Origin of the sequence: Pseudarthrobacter sp. S9 (genome assembly GCF_050156545.1) — a bacterium.
In the GTDB taxonomy this organism is placed as follows: Bacteria; Actinomycetota; Actinomycetes; order Actinomycetales; family Micrococcaceae; genus Arthrobacter.
Window position 1 is genome coordinate 2868375 of sequence record NZ_CP189576.1, and the last position, 16402, is coordinate 2884776.

The window sequence follows — 16402 nt, forward strand, 5'->3', positions numbered from 1 at the left end:
GTTGTTCCGCCATGTGACGCGGCCCTATCGTCGATGCATGGCAATTCAGGACATTTACCCCACGGCGCTGCGCCTGCTCGGCCGCCCCGTGCTGGTGGTCGGCGGCGGCCCGGTCGCCGCACGGCGCGCCAAAGGACTGCTCGACGCCGGTGCCCGAGTCACCGTCGTGGCGCCGCTGGCCTCCCCGGCCCTGAGTGAACTTGCCGACGCCGGCCTCCTCACCTGGGAGCCGCGCCCCTACCGCACCTCCGACGTCGACGGCGCCTGGTTCGTCCAGACCGCCACCGGCGATTCCGCCGTGGACGCCCGGGTCTCGGCCGACGCCGAGGCACAGCGCATCTGGTGCGTCAACGCCTCGGACCACGAAGCCTCCGCCGCCTGGACCCCCGCCGTCGCCGTCGTGGACGACGTGAAGATCGCCGTGAACGCCGGGGGAGACCCGCGGCGCGCCATGGCACTGCGCGATGCCGTTGCCACCGCCCTGGAAACCGGGGACCTGCCGCTGCGCCGGCACCGTGCCGTGCACAGTGCCTCCGGCGGATCCGTGGCGTTGGTTGGCGGCGGCCCCGGCGACGCCGGACTCATCACGGTCCGCGGCCGGCGGCTCCTCGGCCAGGCCGACGTCGTGGTGTCCGACCGCCTCGGCCCGCGCGAACTCCTTAGCGAACTCGCCCCGGATGTCCGCGTGATCGAGGTCGGCAAGACTCCCGGCCACCACCCCGTACCGCAGTCCGAGATCAACAGCATCCTCGTCGCGGAAGCGCAGCAGGGCCACCGCGTGGTCCGGCTCAAAGGCGGGGACCCGTACGTCCTGGGCCGCGGCGGCGAGGAAGCCGAATTCTGCCGCCAGCATGGCGTCGAGGTCGAAGTGGTGTCCGGCGTGACGTCCGCGATCTCCGTCCCCGCCGCCGCCGGCATCCCGGTCACCCACCGCGGTCTGGCCAAGGGCTTCAGCGTGGTCACCGGCCACGAGGAACTCTCCGAAGTCCCCGCGCGCGCCGACCACACGATCGTCCTGCTCATGGGCGTGGGCCAACTCCGGGATTCCGCCGCTTCACTGGCACGCGCCGGTTTGCCAGCGGACACGCCGGTTGGCATCGTAGAGAATGGCTACCTGCCGAACCAGCGGGTGACCATCGGAAGGCTCGGGACCATCGCGGACCAGGCGGAGGCCGCCGGCGTCGCGAATCCCGCCGTGATCGTGATCGGTGACGTGGTCCGCGTCAGCCCGTTCGCGCCGCCGCACTTCAAGACCGCCGACTACAGCACCACCACCCCGAACAGCCCCCGCACCACCAAGACCCGCATCCTGACCCCCTAAAACCCCGTCGATTGCTCCGCAACTGCCCTTATGAAGCCTCAAAAGGGCCGCTACGGAGCAATCGATGCAGAAAAAAGGAACACAGCCGTGTCAACAAGCACCCCCGTAGGAACCGCTGCCCGCCCGCTGCGCGTCGCCGTCGTCGGCTCCGGCCCCGCAGGCGTCTACGCCGCGGACATCCTGACCAAGAGCGAGGCCGTCAAGAGCGGCGAGCTCACCGTCAGCATCGACCTCTTCGACCGCTACCCGGCACCCTACGGGCTGATCCGCTACGGCGTGGCCCCCGACCACCCGCGCATCAAGGGGATCGTCAACGCCCTGCACAAGGTCCTCGACCGCGGCGACATCCGCTTCTTCGGCAACGTCGACTACGGCACTGACCTCTCCATCGAGGACCTCCGCTCCCACTACGACGCCGTCATCTTCGCGACCGGCGCCATCAAGGACGCGGACCTGAACATCCCGGGCATCGAACTCGAGGGCTCCTACGGCGGCGCGGACTTCGTCTCCTGGTACGACGGCCACCCGGACGTGTCCCGCGAATGGCCGCTCGAGGCCAAGGAAGTCGCCGTGATCGGCAACGGCAACGTGGCCTTGGATGTGGCCCGCATGCTCTCCAAGCACGCGGATGACCTGCTGGTTTCCGAGATCCCGGACAACGTCTACGCCGGGCTGAAGTCCTCGCCGGTCACCGACGTGCACGTCTTCGGCCGCCGCGGCCCGGCGCAGGTCAAGTTCACCCCGCTCGAACTGCGCGAACTGTCCCACTCGAAGGACGTGGACATCATCCTCTACGCCGAGGATTTCGAGTTCGACGCCGAATCGGACCGCCAGATCCAGAGCAGCAACCAGACCAAGACCATGGTGGGCACCCTCACCAACTGGATTGCCGAGCAGCCCGAGGACGTCTCCGAGCTGACGGCCTCCCGCCGGCTGCACCTGCACTTCCTGCACAGCCCGGTCGAGGTGTACGACGACGCCGAGGCCCCCGGCCGCGTCGCCGGCATCAAGTTTGAGCGCACCGAGCTGGACGGCACGGGTAACGCCCGCGGCACCGGCGAGTTTGTCGACTACCCGGTGCAGGCCGTCTACCGCGCGATCGGCTACTTCGGTTCGGCGCTGCCCGAGGTCGAGTTCGACCACAGCAAGGGAGTTGTCCCGAACGACGGCGGCCGCGTCCTGGACGCCAGCGGCACCCACGTGCCCGGCATCTACGCCACCGGCTGGATCAAGCGCGGACCCGTCGGCCTCATCGGCCACACCAAGGGCGACGCCCTGGAAACCGTGACCTACCTGCTCGAGGACCGCGACAACCTGCCGCTGGCAGCGGCACCCGCGCCGGAGGCCGTCGTCGAACTCCTTGCGAGCCGCGGCGTGGAGTACACCAGCTGGGAAGGCTGGCTCGCGCTGGACGCGCACGAGCGTGGCCTCGGCGAGAAGTCGACCGCCGACGCCGGTGCGGACGGCGTGCAGCGCGAGCGCATCAAGGTTGTCCCACGCGAAGACATGGTGGCGATCTCCCGCGGGGCGGCCGTCGAAGTTTCCTAGCGTCACCTGCCGCAACCGGGGCTGTAGTCAGTAGGCTTACCGCCATGGAACAGCAACGCCGGGGCGGGGCCCGCCGATGAGGCTCCGTCACAGCAATGCGTCAGGCCGCGGCTACCGCCGGGTCCCCGCCGGGACTGGCTTCAGTTATCAGGACCTGGACGGGTCCACGCTACCCGCCGGGCCGGCCCGCGAACGGCTGGACGGCATCGGCATTCCGCCGGCCTGGACGGACGTCTGGATCGCGCCGTACGACAACGGGCACATCCAGGCGACCGGACTCGACGCCGTGGGCCGCCGCCTTCCGGATGCTGGACAGCGGCTCGCTGCGGGTCGGTTCCGAGCGCTACACCAACGAGAACGGCAGTCATGGCCTGGCCACCCTGCTCTGCGCGCACGTGGCGGTCAGGAAGGACGAGCTCAGGCTCAGCTTCCCCGCCAAGAGCGGGAAAACCTGGGATTCGCGGATCGCCGACGCCGACCTCGCCGCCGTCGTCCGGCTGCTCAAACGGCGCGGCGGTAATGTCCGGCTGCTGGCCTACAAGGACGGCAGGAGCTGGCACCCGGTATCCAGCGCGGACATCAACGCGTACGTGAAGGAACGGACCGGCGACGACTTCACGGCCAAGGATTTCCGCACCCTGCGGGGGACGGTCGCCGCGGCGACCAGCCTGGCGCAGAGCGGCCCGCAAACGAAGGTCTCTGCCCGGAAGAGGGCCGTGAGCCGTGCCATGCAGGACGCGGCGGCGGTCCTGGGGAACACGCCCTCGATCGCCCGGAAAAGCTATGTGGATCCCCGGCTCCTGGACCACTTTGCGGCGGGCGAGACGATAGACCCCAAGCGGCTGGTCTCTGCCGAATCAGATGTTCGGGCCCTTCTTTACCGCGAAGGGGAAGTGGTCTCGCTGCGCTGAACGGCGCCCGGGCGCAAGCCCCTAATCCGGGAGCCACTCCGCGCAGGAGTTCAGGTTCCGGTTCACGCTGTCGACCGCGGCGGCGTCGTCGCGTGCCTCGATGGCATCTGCCAGCTCGCCGTGGCCCTCGTGCGGGATGCCGTTGAAGCCGCCGCGGCGCTGCTGGCGGAGAAGATCATTGTGGAAGACGACGCCGAAGCTTACGTACAGCTCATGAAGCAGCGGATTTCCCGACGCCTGCGCCACCAGTACATGGAAGTCCCAGTCGGCAACGGCCCACGCGGCGTAGTCCTCGGCCAGCCACGCGGCGCGGCGTGCAGCCAGCAGTCCGCGCATGGCGGCGACGTCCTCGGCTGTGGCATGGCGGGCCGCGAGCCGGGCGGCCTGGGTGTCCAGCCCCACCCGGACTTCCAGAATGTGCTCCTGTGTATGGTCCCGGTACATGCGCTGGGCGGCGCCGGAGATCTCGCTGGTGGCACGGACGTAGGTCCCGTCTCCGCGGCGGACGTCCAGCATCCCGCTGTGCGCCAGCGCCTTGATGGCCTCGCGCAGGGTTCCGCGGGAGACACCGAGCGCGGCCGTCAGCTCGGGTTCGGCCGGGATCCGCTCCTGCAGCGGCCATTCGCCGGACTGGATCATGCCGCGCAGTTTGGCGGTGATTTCCTCGGCCAGGGCCGGGCGGTGCGAGGGTGTGAGGCTCATGCGGCGGTCCTCGGCCCAGTCCTGGTGGCCGTGCGTTTGCTGGTGAGCAGATGGCAGGACACCATCAGGGCCAGGGCCACCACGAACAACAGGCTCAGCGGCAGGCTCCAGCCCCCGGTGGCGCTGTGGAGCAGGCCCATGCCGAACGGACCGAGGGCCGCTATGAAGTAGCCCAGCGACTGGGCGACGGTTGACAGGGCGGTGGTTTCCGCCGTCGTGCGCCCGCTGCGGCTGATGATCACCAGAATCAGCGGGAAGATTCCCAGACCGAATCCGAACAGCACCGCGGGAACGGCGGCGAAAGAGATGGGCAGCCACAGCATGGCCGGGACGGCGGCAAGGGTGGCGCCGCTCGCTGTGTACAGCGCCGGACGCAGCATCCCCGGGCGTGAACCGATCGCCAGCAGGATCATGCCGGCGGCCACGGACACCAGCTGCATCAGGCCGAACTGCAGCCCGCTCTCGGCCGCGCTGAGGCCTTCGGCCGTGAGGATGTAGGCGAACCAGCTCATCACCGCGTACGCGAGGAACGCCTGGAACGTGAAGATCGCCGTGATCAGCAGGCCCAGGCGCGTGCGCAGCAGCGGCCACATGGGCACCGGAGCCTGCCCGGTCCGGCGGGAACGCCGGTGGGTGTGCAGGACCATCGGCACGAAGCCCAGCAGCGCGGCGACGCCCAGGATCCCCCAGGCGGCCAGGCCCAGCGACGGCGAGCCGAGCTGCAGTGCCAGCGGCACGCTGACAGCAGCGGCAAAGGTGGCGCCGGCGGACATCGTGAAGGTGTACAGGCCCGTCATCATGGAGGTTTTGGCGGCGTAGTGCTCCCGGATGAAGGAGGGCATGGCCACGTTGCAGACGGCGAGCCCGGACATCGCCAGGACCGTGCCGCCCAGCAGGGCGCCGGTGGCGGGAATACCGCGGACCAGCAGGCCGCCGGCCAGCAGGGCCAGCGCGACGAGAATGGCCTTCTCGACGCCGATCCGGCGGATCAGCCAGGACGTTGCCAGGCCCGCGAAGGCGAAGCACAGCAGCGGGATCGACGGCAGGACGGAGGCCACCAGGGCGTCATAGCCGAGCACCACCTGGAGCTCGTGGAACAGGGCCGCCGCGCTGGTGATTCCGGCGCGGAGGTTCAGTCCGATCAGAACGACGGCGAGGATCCCGACGACGGCGGCCAGCCGCCGCTTGGGTGCCTCAGCGGCGGGTGCAGCGCCGGAGGCCGGGGACTGAGGCGCCTGGCTTGTGTGTGCTGTTCCGGGGGGTGTGGGGATGCTGGTGGCCATCCATAAAGGTTAGACGTTTGACGTTTGAATGCCATGGTTTAGTGACAGATGTCTCGCTGAGGTCCCCGCGTTGCTTCTGGAGGGCCTTCAGCCCGGGTGGCGGGCGCCCAGGCGCTGCACGGCCAGCGCGAGCCAGAGCTGGACCCGGTCCGGCGTCTGGGCGGGGTCGTAGCCGGTGAGTTCGGTGATCTGCGCCAGCCGGTAGCGGACCGTGTTGCGGTGCAGGGTGAGGTCCTCGGCGACGGCGGCCACCGAGCCGTTGTTGCTGAGGTAGCTTTCCAGGGTGGTCATCAGCTCGGCCCCGTGGGCGGCGTCGAAGGTCCGGAGCGGATTCAGCGACTCGTTCGCCATGTCCGCCAGCGGCACATCCTCGCTCGCCAGCAGCAGCGAGGTCAGGCTCAGCCGTTCGGGTTCGTTGACGGGCAGGCCGCGGCTGGCGGCGTCGCGGGCCTCGAAATAGCTCCAGCGCAGGCCGTTCGGCTTCGTGTAGGCCCCGCCGATGCCAATCGTGGCGTGGATCCCGGCCTCGGCCAGGTGGTCGCTGAGGCTCCGGGCGAGGGCGCTGGCGCCGCTGCCGTCGTCGGGAACCACCGCTATCAGGTCCGTCCCGACGACGGCGCTCACCGCCTTGGCCAGCGGCTGCGGCAGCGAGGAACTCCCCAGCTGCTTGTGGTGCGCGGCGGATTCGGCCAGCAGGACGACATTCTTCCGGGTGCTGTTGATGCCGACGCCCGCGAGCCGCCGGGTCGCTTCGCTGGGCTCCAGCGTCCCGTGGATCACGTCCTCCAGGACCTGGCCGGCCAGGGCGCGCTGGGCCTGGCGCTGCTTGACCATGTTGTTGAGTTCGACGCTGATCAGGTTCTGGGCGTAGCCCACGATTCCCGAGTCCTCAAACGGCTGCTTCACCCAGAGCGTGCACGCATCGCGGCGGCCGGTGGGGATGGGGTAGGAAGCCCAGCCCTCGGCCCTGGGCGCGGGATGGCCGGCCACGCTGTTGTAGAGCTGTGCAGTGAACTGGGTCAGGACGATCTCGGTGCGCAGCATGGAGCCCAGGTGCTTCAGGAGTTCGGAGAGGCCGCCGCCGGTCAGCAGGGCGCGGGCCAGGATCTGGTGCCCGGCGATGAGCCGTTCAAGTTTGGCGAAGTGGTCCGCCGACTGGGCGTCGGCCACGAGCTTGCCGATGGCGATGAACGGCGTCTCATAGGGCACGGCGACCACCGGCAGCCCCCAGCGGTTGGCCTCGGCAATCAGGGCCGGCGGCACGGCGTCGTGCGTCAGGCCGATGCCGAAGCCGATCCCCACGGCGCCGGCCCGCTGGACCTGGCGCACGAAGCGGCGTTGCTCCGGGGCGCTCTTGAGCCGCATGCCGGTGGTCAGAACCAGTTCGCCGCCGTTAAGGAACCGCTGCGGATCCTCCTGTTCCGTGACGGCAACCCAGAGAATGTCCTGGTGCCAGGTGGTCTCGGCGAGGCCGGCCTTGGCGAGTTTGAGGGACGAGACCCCCAGCAGTGCGGCGAGTGAAATGGCCATGCATTCAGGATAGCCGGGTGCTGGTCAAGCGCACTAAAGCATTGCGGGGATGGTGTGCAGGTGACTATTCCCTGGCTTGACCTGCTGGCATAGGCTCGTGAGCAGTCGCACATCCGTCATTTGCACTCGAAAGAGGTTGTACACCGTGGTTCAAACCTTGCAGAACTTCATCAACGGCGAGTTCGTCACCCCCGCCGGCACCGGATTGCTGGACATCGTCAATCCCACCAACGGTGAAGTCGTGGCGAAATCGCCCATCTCCGTGCTGGCCGACGTCGACGCCGCTATGACGGCCGCCAAAGACGCCTTCAAGAGCTGGAAGCACACGACGCCGGGGCAGCGCCAGCTCATGCTGCTCAAGCTGGCCGACGCCGTCGAGGCGCACAGCGACGAGCTCGTCGAGTCCCAGCACCGCAACACCGGCCAGGTCCGCTCCCTGATCGCCTCCGAGGAAGTCGCCGCCGGCGCGGACCAGCTGCGCTTCTTCGCCGGCGCCGCCCGCCTCCTTGAGGGCAAGTCCGCCGGGGAATACTTCGAAGGCCACACCTCCTACGTCCGGCGCGAACCGATCGGCGTCGTCGCCCAGGTGGCGCCGTGGAACTACCCCTTCCTCATGGCCATCTGGAAGATCGGGCCCGCCCTGGCCGCCGGAAACACCGTGGTGCTCAAGCCCTCGGACACCACCCCGGAATCCACCCTGGTCCTGGCCCGGATCGCCGGGGACATCTTTCCCGCCGGCGTGCTGAACGTCGTGCTCGGCACCGGCGAAACCGGCGCCATGATGGTGGAGCACAAGGTTCCCGGGCTCGTCTCCATCACCGGCTCGGTCCGGGCCGGCATCGCCGTCGCCTCGGGCGCCGCCAAGGGGCTCAAGCGCGCCCACCTGGAGCTCGGCGGCAAGGCTCCGGCCATCGTCTTCGCCGACGCCGACATCAAGAAGAGCGCGGCGGCCATCGCCGAGTTCGCCTTCTTCAACGCAGGCCAGGACTGCACCGCCATCACCCGCGTCCTGGTCCAGGATTCGGTGCACGACGACGTCGTGGCGGCCATGGTGGAACACACCAAGACCCTGCACACTGGCTCGCAGAACGATGAGGACAACTACTTCGGTCCGCTGAACAACGTGAACCACTTCAACGCCGTCAGCGCCGTCGTGGAGTCCCTGCCGGAAAACTGCCGGATCGAGACCGGCGGCCACCGGGCCGGCGACAAGGGCTTCTTCTTCGAGCCGACCATCGTCACCGGCGCCAAGCAGAGCGATGACATCGTACAGAAGGAAACGTTCGGCCCCGTCATCACGGTGCAGAAGTTCAGCACCGAGGATGAGGCCGTGGAGCTGGCCAACGACGTCGACTACGCCCTCGCCTCGAGCGTCTGGACGTCCAACCACGGCACCGCGATGCGCCTGAGCCGCGACCTCGATTTCGGGGCCGTCTGGATCAACACCCACATCCTTCTCACCGCCGAAATGCCGCACGGAGGCTTCAAGCAGTCCGGCTACGGCAAGGACCTGTCCATGTACGGCGTCGAGGACTACACCCGCATCAAGCACGTCATGTCCGCACTGGACGCATAACCCCCTTCACTAAGCGGTTCCGCCTGTCGGGACCCTGGCCCAAGACCCAGAAAGGCTTTCCTTTGACCACCACCGCAAATGACATCACCTACCGGCTCGAGCAGAAGCGCCGCGTCCAGGCCGACTTCCCGGGCCCCAAGTCCCTCGCCCTGACCGAGCGCCGCAAGGCCGTGGTCGCAGCCGGCGTGGCGTCCAGCGTTCCCGTGTTCGTCGCCGACGCCGACGGCGGCATCATCCACGACGTCGACGGCAACTCCTTCATCGACCTCGGCTCAGGCATCGCCGTGACGAGCGTCGGCGCCTCGGACCCGGCCGTCGTCGGCGCGGTCAAGGAAGCCGTGGAGCACTTCACCCACACCTGCTTCATGGTCACGCCCTACGAGGGCTACGTCGCCGTCGCCGAGCAGCTCAACCGCCTCACCCCGGGCGACCACGAGAAGCGCACGGTGCTCTTCAACTCCGGTGCCGAGGCCGTGGAGAACGCCGTCAAGGTGGCCCGCCTGGCCACCGGCCGTGACGCCGTCGTCGCCTTTGACCACGCCTACCACGGCCGCACCAACCTGACCATGGCCCTGACCGCCAAGGCGATGCCGTACAAAACCAACTTCGGCCCGTTCGCGCCCGAGGTCTACCGCATGCCGATGAGCTACCCGTTCCGCGAGGAAAACCCGGAGATCACCGGTGCCGAGGCCGCCAAGCGCGCCATCACCATGATCGAGAAACAGATCGGCGGCGACCAGGTTGCCGCGATCATCATCGAGCCCATCCAGGGCGAGGGCGGCTTCATCGTCCCGGCCGAGGGCTTCCTTCCGGCCCTCGCGGCCTGGGCCAAGGAAAAGGGCATCGTCTTCATTGCCGACGAGGTCCAGTCCGGCTTCTGCCGCACCGGCGAATGGTTCGCCGTGAACCACGAAGGCGTCATCCCGGACATCCTCACCATGGCCAAGGGGATCGCCGGTGGTATGCCGCTGTCCGCCATCACCGGCCGCGCCGAACTGCTCGACGCCGTCCACCCGGGCGGCCTCGGCGGCACCTACGGCGGCAACCCGGTGGCCTGCGCCGCGGCGCTGGCCTCCATCGGATCGATGGAGCAGTACGACCTCAACGCCCGCGCCCGGCACATCGAGGAGATTGCCCTCGGCAAGCTGCGCGAACTCGCCGCCGATTTCCCGGTGGTCGGTGACGTCCGCGGCCGCGGTGCCATGCTGGCGATCGAGCTGGTCCAGGCCGGCTCGAAGGAACCGAACCCGGAGCTGACCAAGGCCGTCGCAGCCGCCTGCCTCAAGGAAGGCGTCATCATCCTCACGTGCGGCACCTACGGCAACGTGATCCGGCTGCTGCCGCCGCTTGTCATCAGCGACGAGCTCCTGCTGGACGGCCTCGAGGTCCTGGCCGCGGCCATCAAGGCCAACGCCTAACAATCCACCGGGAAGGCAATCCCTCCCCGGGATACCGGTAAAGCCGGAAAAACGGAAGAGCCGCGGATCAATCGTCCGCGGCTCTTCTGCGTGCTGCTGCCCTTTCCTGCTGCCTTATTCTGCTGCAGGAGTGCCGACGTCATTTCCAGACTGCTACTGCCAGGCCGTGGCTTCGAGCTGGATCGCGACGACGTACAGGTGCTGCCCCTGCTCGATCTTCTCGACCTCATACACCCGGACCTTCGTCTCCGGGACGGTGCCCATCGGGCGGCCGACGCCGATCCCGTAACTGACAACGCCCTCGAAGTCCCCGGCCGGGGCGTAGCTCGTGAGGGCCTTAGACCCGATCGACGGCGCCGGCGCGCTCTTGACGCTGCTCGCCGTGCCGTCTGCCGCGTGTGCCTGGGCGCCGCGGAACGTCACCTCAAGGATGCTGCCGGTGCCGGGCATCGGAATGGGCAGCCCGCTGGCATCGGCGACGAGTTCTGGGACCACTTCGACGTCGTAGCTGGGGAAGCCACCGGTGAACCGGAAGCTCAGCTGGTCGTACGGCGGGGTATCGGAGGGGTGCTGGCCCGCACCGATGGCGTACAGCGTGGGCAGGGGAGCGGCCGGCGGGGGCGCGATCGGCACGGGGTTCTGGTGGGCCGTCTGGAACGGAGCTGACGGCCCCGGCCAGGACCAGTCATGGGTGATCGTCGACGAAATCACCTTGTCGCCGGGCTGCGGCGGGGCCGTCTCATCCGAATCGGCGGGCACTGCGACCGACGCCGACGGACTCGCCGACACGGTGACCGTGGCGGTGGCCGTGGCCGTGGCCTGACTGCTCGCCCCCGGCTGCGGTGCGGACGGTGTGCATGCGGAGAGGACCAGCAGGAGCGCCAGCGTTCCCAGTCCGGCATTCCTCGACCCGATCTTGCGGCTGCTGATTGCATTCATGATTGGCTCCCCTCGATTGGTCCAGCCTAGGCCCGGAAGATTGTGCTGGTCAGGGCCATAAGTCACCATCTATTCAGGACCGGCTGGGCTAGAGTCGTTCCTACCACTGCAGGAACGCAGACCGGCCGACGTCGCCCGGACCCCCGGAGCGAAGCTGGCCTCTGCCCCAGACCCATAAGGGGTTCACACATGCGATACGTAGTCGGCTATACACCCAACGAACGCGGCGCCGACGCCGTTGCCCTGGCCTCGGCGATGGCCCGGGCCCAGGAGGCGCACCTCGATCTGGTCTATGTGGTGGACCGGAGCACTCCCTCCGTGGCAATGAGTCCGGAGGGAAGCCGCGTCAGCGCCGCCGAGCAGGAGGTTCTCGCCGCGGAACGCCAGGGTCTGGCCCTGGTTCCCGAGGGCCTGGATGCCCTGTTCCATGTCCGCCAGGCGGACTCGTTCGCGGCAGGCCTCATCGATGCGGCCGTGGAGTACAGGGCCGGCTTGATCGTAGTCGGCGCCGCGAGCAATGGCCTGTTCAAGCGGCACACCGTGGGCAGCGTGGCCAATGCTTTGCTTCATGCCGCGCCGGTTCCGCTGGCCCTGGCCCCCCGTGGCTACCGCCGCACGGAAGCCATCACACGCCTGACCCTCGCCGTGGGCCAGCGCGTCGGAGCGGAGGCCGCAATCGACGTCGCGATCGAATCCGCCGAGCGACGCGGCGTGCCGCTGCGGCTCGTGTCCCTTGTCGAGCTGGACGTGGAAGGGGACGGCGGGGAGAACATCAATGCCGCCCACATCCACGCCAATACCGTCCTGGCCGCTGCCGCCCGCCGGCTGCCGGAAGGACACCACGTCAGCGTGGAGGTAGCGCATGGTCGCACGATCGAGGAAACCATCGATGACCTTGAATGGGAGGACGGGGAAGTCATGATCGTGGGCTCCTCCCGCCTGGCGGAAAAGTACAAGCTGTTCATCGGCAGCACCGCCAACAAGGTGCTGCGGGCGCTCCCGGTTCCGATGGTGGTGGTCCCGCGCGACTACCAGCGGGTGGATACCCTTCCGGAGGTCTAGGCCCGCGGGGCCAGGACCGCCCAGTACGCCGGAATGCTGCCGGGCGGTCCACCGGCCTCCATCGGCACCGTTTTCAGGACGGCGGGACCCTCGGCAATGAGTGTCCAGTGCCGCGCGGGGAACGCGCGCGAGCGTTGTCCGGCGCCGAAATGGCCCGGTTTCGGAAGGGCGGAAATCGCCTGCCGGAGCGGTCCCGGGATCCGGTTCCCCGTGGCGCCCAGGCCCCGCAGATAGCTCAGCGCGCCGCCCTGGACATTTGTCTCCACCAGATAGATCCGTCCGGTGGCGCCGAGGAGCGCTTTGATCGAGTTTGCGAGGCGTGCCTGACGTCGCCGGCCCAGGACGTGGAAGACGCCGCGGACAAAGACGTTGACGTCGCCGAGTTCGCGCGCGAGCCCGGCCGCGGCGGCCGGCTGCGTGGCATCCAGGCTGCGGAAGCTGAGGCCCGGGATATGCCGGTGGGTGGACTGCGCTGCGGCTACGGCCGCGGGTGCGACGTCGACGCCGAGCACGGAGGGGAAGATCTCGGTGAGCCGCCGTGAGATAGCGCCGTTTCCGCAGCCGAGATCGACCACGGGAAGGCTGGTGTCCATAAGGCCCGCCATTGCCTGCAGGTGGTGCCGGACCTCTTCGTTCCCGGCGCCGGGGGCATCCCAGATGATCGGTTCCCCGAGGGATCCTTCCGATACTCCGCGCCAGAAGTCATCCCAGCGCCGGTCCGGACGCCGGGGCCGGTGAAGGGACAGTGCCGCGACCCGGGCCACCAGCCGGAGGGTGTCCGCGGCCCTGCGTAGGCCGGCCCTGCGTAGGCCGGCCCTGCCTGTTGCCGCGCCACGCGTGGCCGCCGGCACGGGTTCGCTCATGCGGCGGCACCGTCCCTGCGCGCCAGCAGGTCCGTCATGTCCGCAACGGACAGCGGCCGGCTGAAGAAGTACCCTTGGCCGAATTCGCAGTTCAGCTGCCGCAGTCTGTCCGCTTGTTCCCTGTCCTCGATGCCCTCGGCGACGGCGCCCAGACCGGCCGAATGGATCAGCTGCAGGATGGCGGCGACGAATGACTCCTGCTGCCGGTCCGTGGTCAGCCCGTCCAGCAGGGACTTGTCGATCTTCGCCTGCGCGGCAGGAAGGGTGCGCAGGTAGCTGATGGACGAATAGCCCGTGCCGAAGTCGTCGATCTCGATCCTGACGCCGAGGTCGTTGAGCGACTGCATGGTGGCTGCCACTTCCGGGCCGCCGCGCATGATCGCGGTTTCGGTGATTTCGATCGAGATATGGCACGGTTCGACGCCGTGCCGGGCCAGCAGGCCTTCGACGTAGGGAGCCAGATCGATGTGGTGCAGGTCCGCCGGCGCCAGATTGATGTGAGTGCTGAAGTCCGCCGGAAGCCCGGGAACAGACTTCCAACGGCCGGTTTGCGCGATGGCGTTCCGGAGCACCCAGTGGCCGATTTCCACGGTGAGCCCGGCTTCGTCGGCGGCGTCGAGGAAGGTATCCGGCGCCAGCAGGCCCAAGTCGGGGTGGCGCCAGCGGATCAAGGCCTCGGCGCCGGCAATCGTTCCGGTGCTCAGATCCATGATGGGCTGGTATTCGAGTTCGAGCTCGTCCGTGGCCAGGGCCGTCCTGAGCTCAGCCACCAGATGGACCTGCTGCTTGGCGGCCTCGTGCATGGCCGCGGAAAACACCAGGAGGGTGTCCCGGCCGCGTTTCTTGGCCTCGTGCATGGCGATGTTGGCGTCGCGGATGAGCTCCTCGCTGCGCAGCCCGGGTTCCCCCAGCCGGACACCGGTTCCCGCCGTGAGGGCGACCGCGACGCCGCCGGCAACAATCCTGTCCTTCAGCGATTCGCCGAGCCGGGACGCGATCTGCAGCACGGCGTCCGGTTCCTGGTCCACTACGAGCACAGCGAACTCATCACCGCTGAGGCGTGCGATCACGTGGCCGGCCCCGGCCCCGGCCGCTGCGCCCAGCCGCAGGGCCGCCTCCCGCAGGACGGCGTCCCCCGCGGCATGGCCAAGGCTGTCATTGATGAGCCGGAAGGAATCGAGGTCCAGCAGGATAAGCGCGGGCTGGCGGCCCCCGTCGGCCGCGGCGACGGCTTCGGCCACCTTTTCCTGCAGCAGCGAGCGGCTGGCCAGCCCGGTCAGCTCGTCGGTGTTGATGACGCGCCGGAGTTCCGCTTTGGCCGCTTCCAGAAGCGCGGTCCGCTCGGCGACGCGGACTTCCAGGTCCTCGTACATGCTTTGGAGCTCTTCGGCGAGCAGGTTGATGCCGGTCGTGACGGCGTCAATGCCGTCCCGTGCCGGTGAGACCTGCAGGCGGTTGGAGAGATCGCCCGAGGACAGTACGACGATGCCGTCTACGAGTTCCTCGAGGCGGCGGTCATCATCACGCCCCGTCATAGCCCTGTGAGGTCAGCCAGCGGACTGCCTCATCGCCGTTGGTGAAGAAGCGTGTGGGAACCGGCGCCGAATTGACGCCCAGGAAGAAGTTGGCGAGAACCCGGTCAACGGCGGACGAGCCGAGCAGTGCGATTGCAGAGGCGTCGCAGCGCTTGGCGAACACGGCCCGCGCGGCCCGGCTGACGGACTGGGTGGTGGCCATGTCGATCAGGAGCGGCGTTGGCCGGCCGCCGCACATCTCGTTAACCCGATCCATGGCCAATTGGGCGTTGGGGGCGTCAATTACGACGCCCCGGGCCCACTCGAGGCGCAAGATGCCGCTGCCGTCGAAGCCCAGGGACGAGATATCCCGGCCGCCCGGAGTGTCACGATCGTTTTCTGGCACCAGCAATCCTCATTTCCGCCCCAATGTGTCCATTCATGATGACACTAACGCACGGCGGCCCTGGTGCGCAGACGACTAACCCGCCGATCCAGCGGTCCAGGGTCGTGGATTCCTAGAACGCCACGATCGCCACAATGAACTGCTGGACGGGCGCGAAATACTGCAGCGGGTCGATTGTGGTCATCGGAAGCCGGCGGACGGAGGCCCCGAAGAACAGCCGCGGCACGGCGGTGATGACACTCGACGCCGCCAGCAGCCAGAAATACCAGGCATCGTTGGAGGCCAGCGCGGCCGCTCCGCTGACCCCGAGGACGATCATGGTGACCGCCGCCAAGGCAGGCACCACCAGCACCCGGCAGGACTGCGTGACGGCGATCAGCAGGAAGCAGGACAGCCGGGACCAGACCACCCGGTTGGCGACGATTTCGACCGCACTGGCCGGGTGGAGCACGAGGAAGCACAGGGGCAGCGGGCCAGTCCAATACGGCATCCCAATCTACAGTGCGACGGCCGGCACACCCGCCTATGCGGTAAAGTGCACCGGCCCCTCGTCGTGGGGAACCTGCCCATTGGAAGCCAAACGACTGCCAATTCCTTCCGGTGCGGCCCCGAACACGGGCAGCGACGGAGTGCTTACGGTGATGGACTTCGCCACCAATACTGTCAGCGAGTACTGGCAGGCCTCCAAGCCGTCTTCTGGTGCGTGGACCGCCACATGGGGGGCCGTTAACTCGATGTCCGGATCAGGATGGGGCGGCAGCAGCACTGGAGCGGGAGCATCACGGATCGGCGGCGTTATTCGAGTAGCTGAGATCCAGGCTGGGGTCATCAACCATGCGGGGGCTGGCGGGCTTTGACATAGCTGATCGGCGCACGGCTGGCCTGATCAGGGTCAAAGGTCCTTTGCCTGGGCCGCACTGGGCCTGAGTCGTGGCTACCACAGCAGGAATCCGGACCGGCGGACGTCGCCCGGAGTCCCAGAAATCGTCTGACCGGATCAACGTCCCGATTGAATCCTCTGCACGCCCCCGGCGTGCAGCTCCGACTGGTGTCCCGTGTTGAGCTCGGTGCCGCATAGCCGCACAATCGACGAGCCAATCGATGGGATGCGGCGACGCCGAGATTCTGATCGTAGGCCCTCCCGCCTGGCGGAAAAGAACACGCTCTTCATAGGCAGCGAAGAGAACAAAATGCTCTGGGCACTGTCCGTCCCGATGGTGGTGGTCCCGCGCAACCACGAACGGGTGGACACCGTCCCGGTGGATTGACGCGGGTCCGGGAGTGTTGTGCGGCCCGACGCAGCGACCCCCCGCGACGTGCCGCACCGCT

At 68.2% G+C, this 16402-nt stretch carries 13 protein-coding genes and 2 pseudogenes; 7 read left to right on the forward strand and 8 right to left on the reverse strand.

The features are described from left to right. Window positions 1–37 precede the first annotated feature (37 nt). From cobA to ACQCSY_RS13665, 3 genes and pseudogenes are all read left to right on the forward strand, one after another. The gene (gene cobA, locus ACQCSY_RS13655) at window positions 38–1321 is read left to right on the forward strand and encodes a uroporphyrinogen-III C-methyltransferase (RefSeq protein WP_427129564.1); all 1284 of its coding nucleotides are present in this window, start codon (window positions 38–40) and stop codon (window positions 1319–1321) included. An 87-nt stretch (window positions 1322–1408) separates the two neighbouring features. Then, complete coding sequence (locus tag ACQCSY_RS13660; protein WP_427129566.1) at window positions 1409–2869, forward strand: FAD-dependent oxidoreductase; 1461 nt, start codon at window positions 1409–1411, stop codon at window positions 2867–2869. Between the two features lie 76 nt (window positions 2870–2945). Next, window positions 2946–3780, forward strand: a pseudogene (locus ACQCSY_RS13665) (DNA topoisomerase IB). Between the two features lie 21 nt (window positions 3781–3801). Here the strand turns inward: ACQCSY_RS13665 and ACQCSY_RS13670 are convergent. The 3 genes from ACQCSY_RS13670 to ACQCSY_RS13680 form a co-directional block, all read right to left on the reverse strand. Further along, entirely contained in the window at window positions 3802–4482 is a 681-nt protein-coding gene (locus ACQCSY_RS13670) for a FadR/GntR family transcriptional regulator (RefSeq protein ID WP_427129567.1), read from the reverse strand. Then, entirely contained in the window at window positions 4479–5765 is a 1287-nt protein-coding gene (locus ACQCSY_RS13675) for an MFS transporter (protein ID WP_427129568.1), read from the reverse strand. Before ACQCSY_RS13675 ends, ACQCSY_RS13670 begins: the two co-directional genes overlap by 4 nt. Before the next feature lie 87 nt (window positions 5766–5852). Then, entirely contained in the window at window positions 5853–7295 is a 1443-nt protein-coding gene (locus ACQCSY_RS13680; protein WP_427129569.1) for a PucR family transcriptional regulator, read from the reverse strand. A gap of 145 nt (window positions 7296–7440) precedes the next feature. Here ACQCSY_RS13680 and ACQCSY_RS13685 point away from each other — a divergent pair, with 145 nt between their 5' ends. Both ACQCSY_RS13685 and gabT read left to right on the forward strand, forming a co-directional pair. Next, on the forward strand, window positions 7441–8871 hold the full coding sequence (locus ACQCSY_RS13685) for a gamma-aminobutyraldehyde dehydrogenase (protein ID WP_427129571.1): 1431 nt from the start codon (window positions 7441–7443) through the stop codon (window positions 8869–8871). A 62-nt stretch (window positions 8872–8933) separates the two neighbouring features. Next, a complete protein-coding gene (gabT, locus tag ACQCSY_RS13690) occupies window positions 8934–10289 on the forward strand; it encodes a 4-aminobutyrate--2-oxoglutarate transaminase (protein WP_427129573.1) in 1356 nt (451 codons plus the stop codon). A 153-nt stretch (window positions 10290–10442) separates the two neighbouring features. Here gabT and ACQCSY_RS13695 read toward each other — a convergent pair whose 3' ends face one another. Further along, a complete protein-coding gene (locus tag ACQCSY_RS13695; protein ID WP_427129575.1) occupies window positions 10443–11228 on the reverse strand; it encodes an AMIN-like domain-containing (lipo)protein in 786 nt (261 codons plus the stop codon). A gap of 189 nt (window positions 11229–11417) precedes the next feature. Here ACQCSY_RS13695 and ACQCSY_RS13700 point away from each other — a divergent pair, with 189 nt between their 5' ends. After that, window positions 11418–12290 carry a universal stress protein gene (locus ACQCSY_RS13700; RefSeq protein WP_427129577.1) on the forward strand — a complete coding sequence of 291 codons (873 nt, stop codon included), beginning with the start codon at window positions 11418–11420 and terminating at the stop codon, window positions 12288–12290. Here ACQCSY_RS13700 and ACQCSY_RS13705 read toward each other — a convergent pair. The 4 genes and pseudogenes from ACQCSY_RS13705 to ACQCSY_RS13720 form a co-directional block, all read right to left on the reverse strand. Continuing rightward, window positions 12287–13153, reverse strand: coding sequence for a methyltransferase (locus tag ACQCSY_RS13705; protein ID WP_427129579.1), 867 nt, complete (start codon window positions 13151–13153; stop codon window positions 12287–12289). The genes ACQCSY_RS13700 and ACQCSY_RS13705 overlap by 4 nt on opposite strands. Beyond that, window positions 13150–14688, reverse strand: a complete 1539-nt coding sequence (locus ACQCSY_RS13710) for a putative bifunctional diguanylate cyclase/phosphodiesterase (RefSeq protein ID WP_427129581.1) — start codon at window positions 14686–14688, stop codon at window positions 13150–13152. The genes ACQCSY_RS13705 and ACQCSY_RS13710 overlap by 4 nt, the downstream gene beginning before the upstream one ends. Then, window positions 14675–15079, reverse strand: coding sequence for an STAS/SEC14 domain-containing protein (locus ACQCSY_RS13715; RefSeq protein ID WP_427129582.1), 405 nt, complete (start codon window positions 15077–15079; stop codon window positions 14675–14677). The genes ACQCSY_RS13710 and ACQCSY_RS13715 overlap by 14 nt, the downstream gene beginning before the upstream one ends. A 109-nt stretch (window positions 15080–15188) precedes the next feature. Then, window positions 15189–15407, reverse strand: a pseudogene (locus ACQCSY_RS13720) (EamA family transporter RarD); the annotation flags it as partial. Between the two features lie 772 nt (window positions 15408–16179). Between ACQCSY_RS13720 and ACQCSY_RS13725 the strand changes: the two are divergent. After that, window positions 16180–16341 (forward strand): hypothetical protein, encoded by a 162-nt coding sequence (locus ACQCSY_RS13725; protein ID WP_427129584.1) that lies wholly within the window; start codon window positions 16180–16182, stop codon window positions 16339–16341. Window positions 16342–16402 lie beyond the last annotated feature (61 nt).

Coding starts and splice junctions, on each gene's coding strand:
- ACQCSY_RS13675 (WP_427129568.1), bottom strand. CDS start 5,765: ATGGCCACCAGCATCCCCACACCCCCCGGAACAGCACACACAAGCCAG.
- ACQCSY_RS13695 (WP_427129575.1), bottom strand. CDS start 11,228: ATGAATGCAATCAGCAGCCGCAAGATCGGGTCGAGGAATGCCGGACTG.
- ACQCSY_RS13710 (WP_427129581.1), bottom strand. CDS start 14,688: ATGACGGGGCGTGATGATGACCGCCGCCTCGAGGAACTCGTAGACGGC.
- cobA (WP_427129564.1), top strand. CDS start 38: ATGGCAATTCAGGACATTTACCCCACGGCGCTGCGCCTGCTCGGCCGC.
- ACQCSY_RS13725 (WP_427129584.1), top strand. CDS start 16,180: ATGCGGCGACGCCGAGATTCTGATCGTAGGCCCTCCCGCCTGGCGGAA.
- ACQCSY_RS13700 (WP_427129577.1), top strand. CDS start 11,418: ATGCGATACGTAGTCGGCTATACACCCAACGAACGCGGCGCCGACGCC.
- ACQCSY_RS13705 (WP_427129579.1), bottom strand. CDS start 13,153: ATGAGCGAACCCGTGCCGGCGGCCACGCGTGGCGCGGCAACAGGCAGG.
- ACQCSY_RS13670 (WP_427129567.1), bottom strand. CDS start 4,482: ATGAGCCTCACACCCTCGCACCGCCCGGCCCTGGCCGAGGAAATCACC.
- ACQCSY_RS13680 (WP_427129569.1), bottom strand. CDS start 7,295: ATGGCCATTTCACTCGCCGCACTGCTGGGGGTCTCGTCCCTCAAACTC.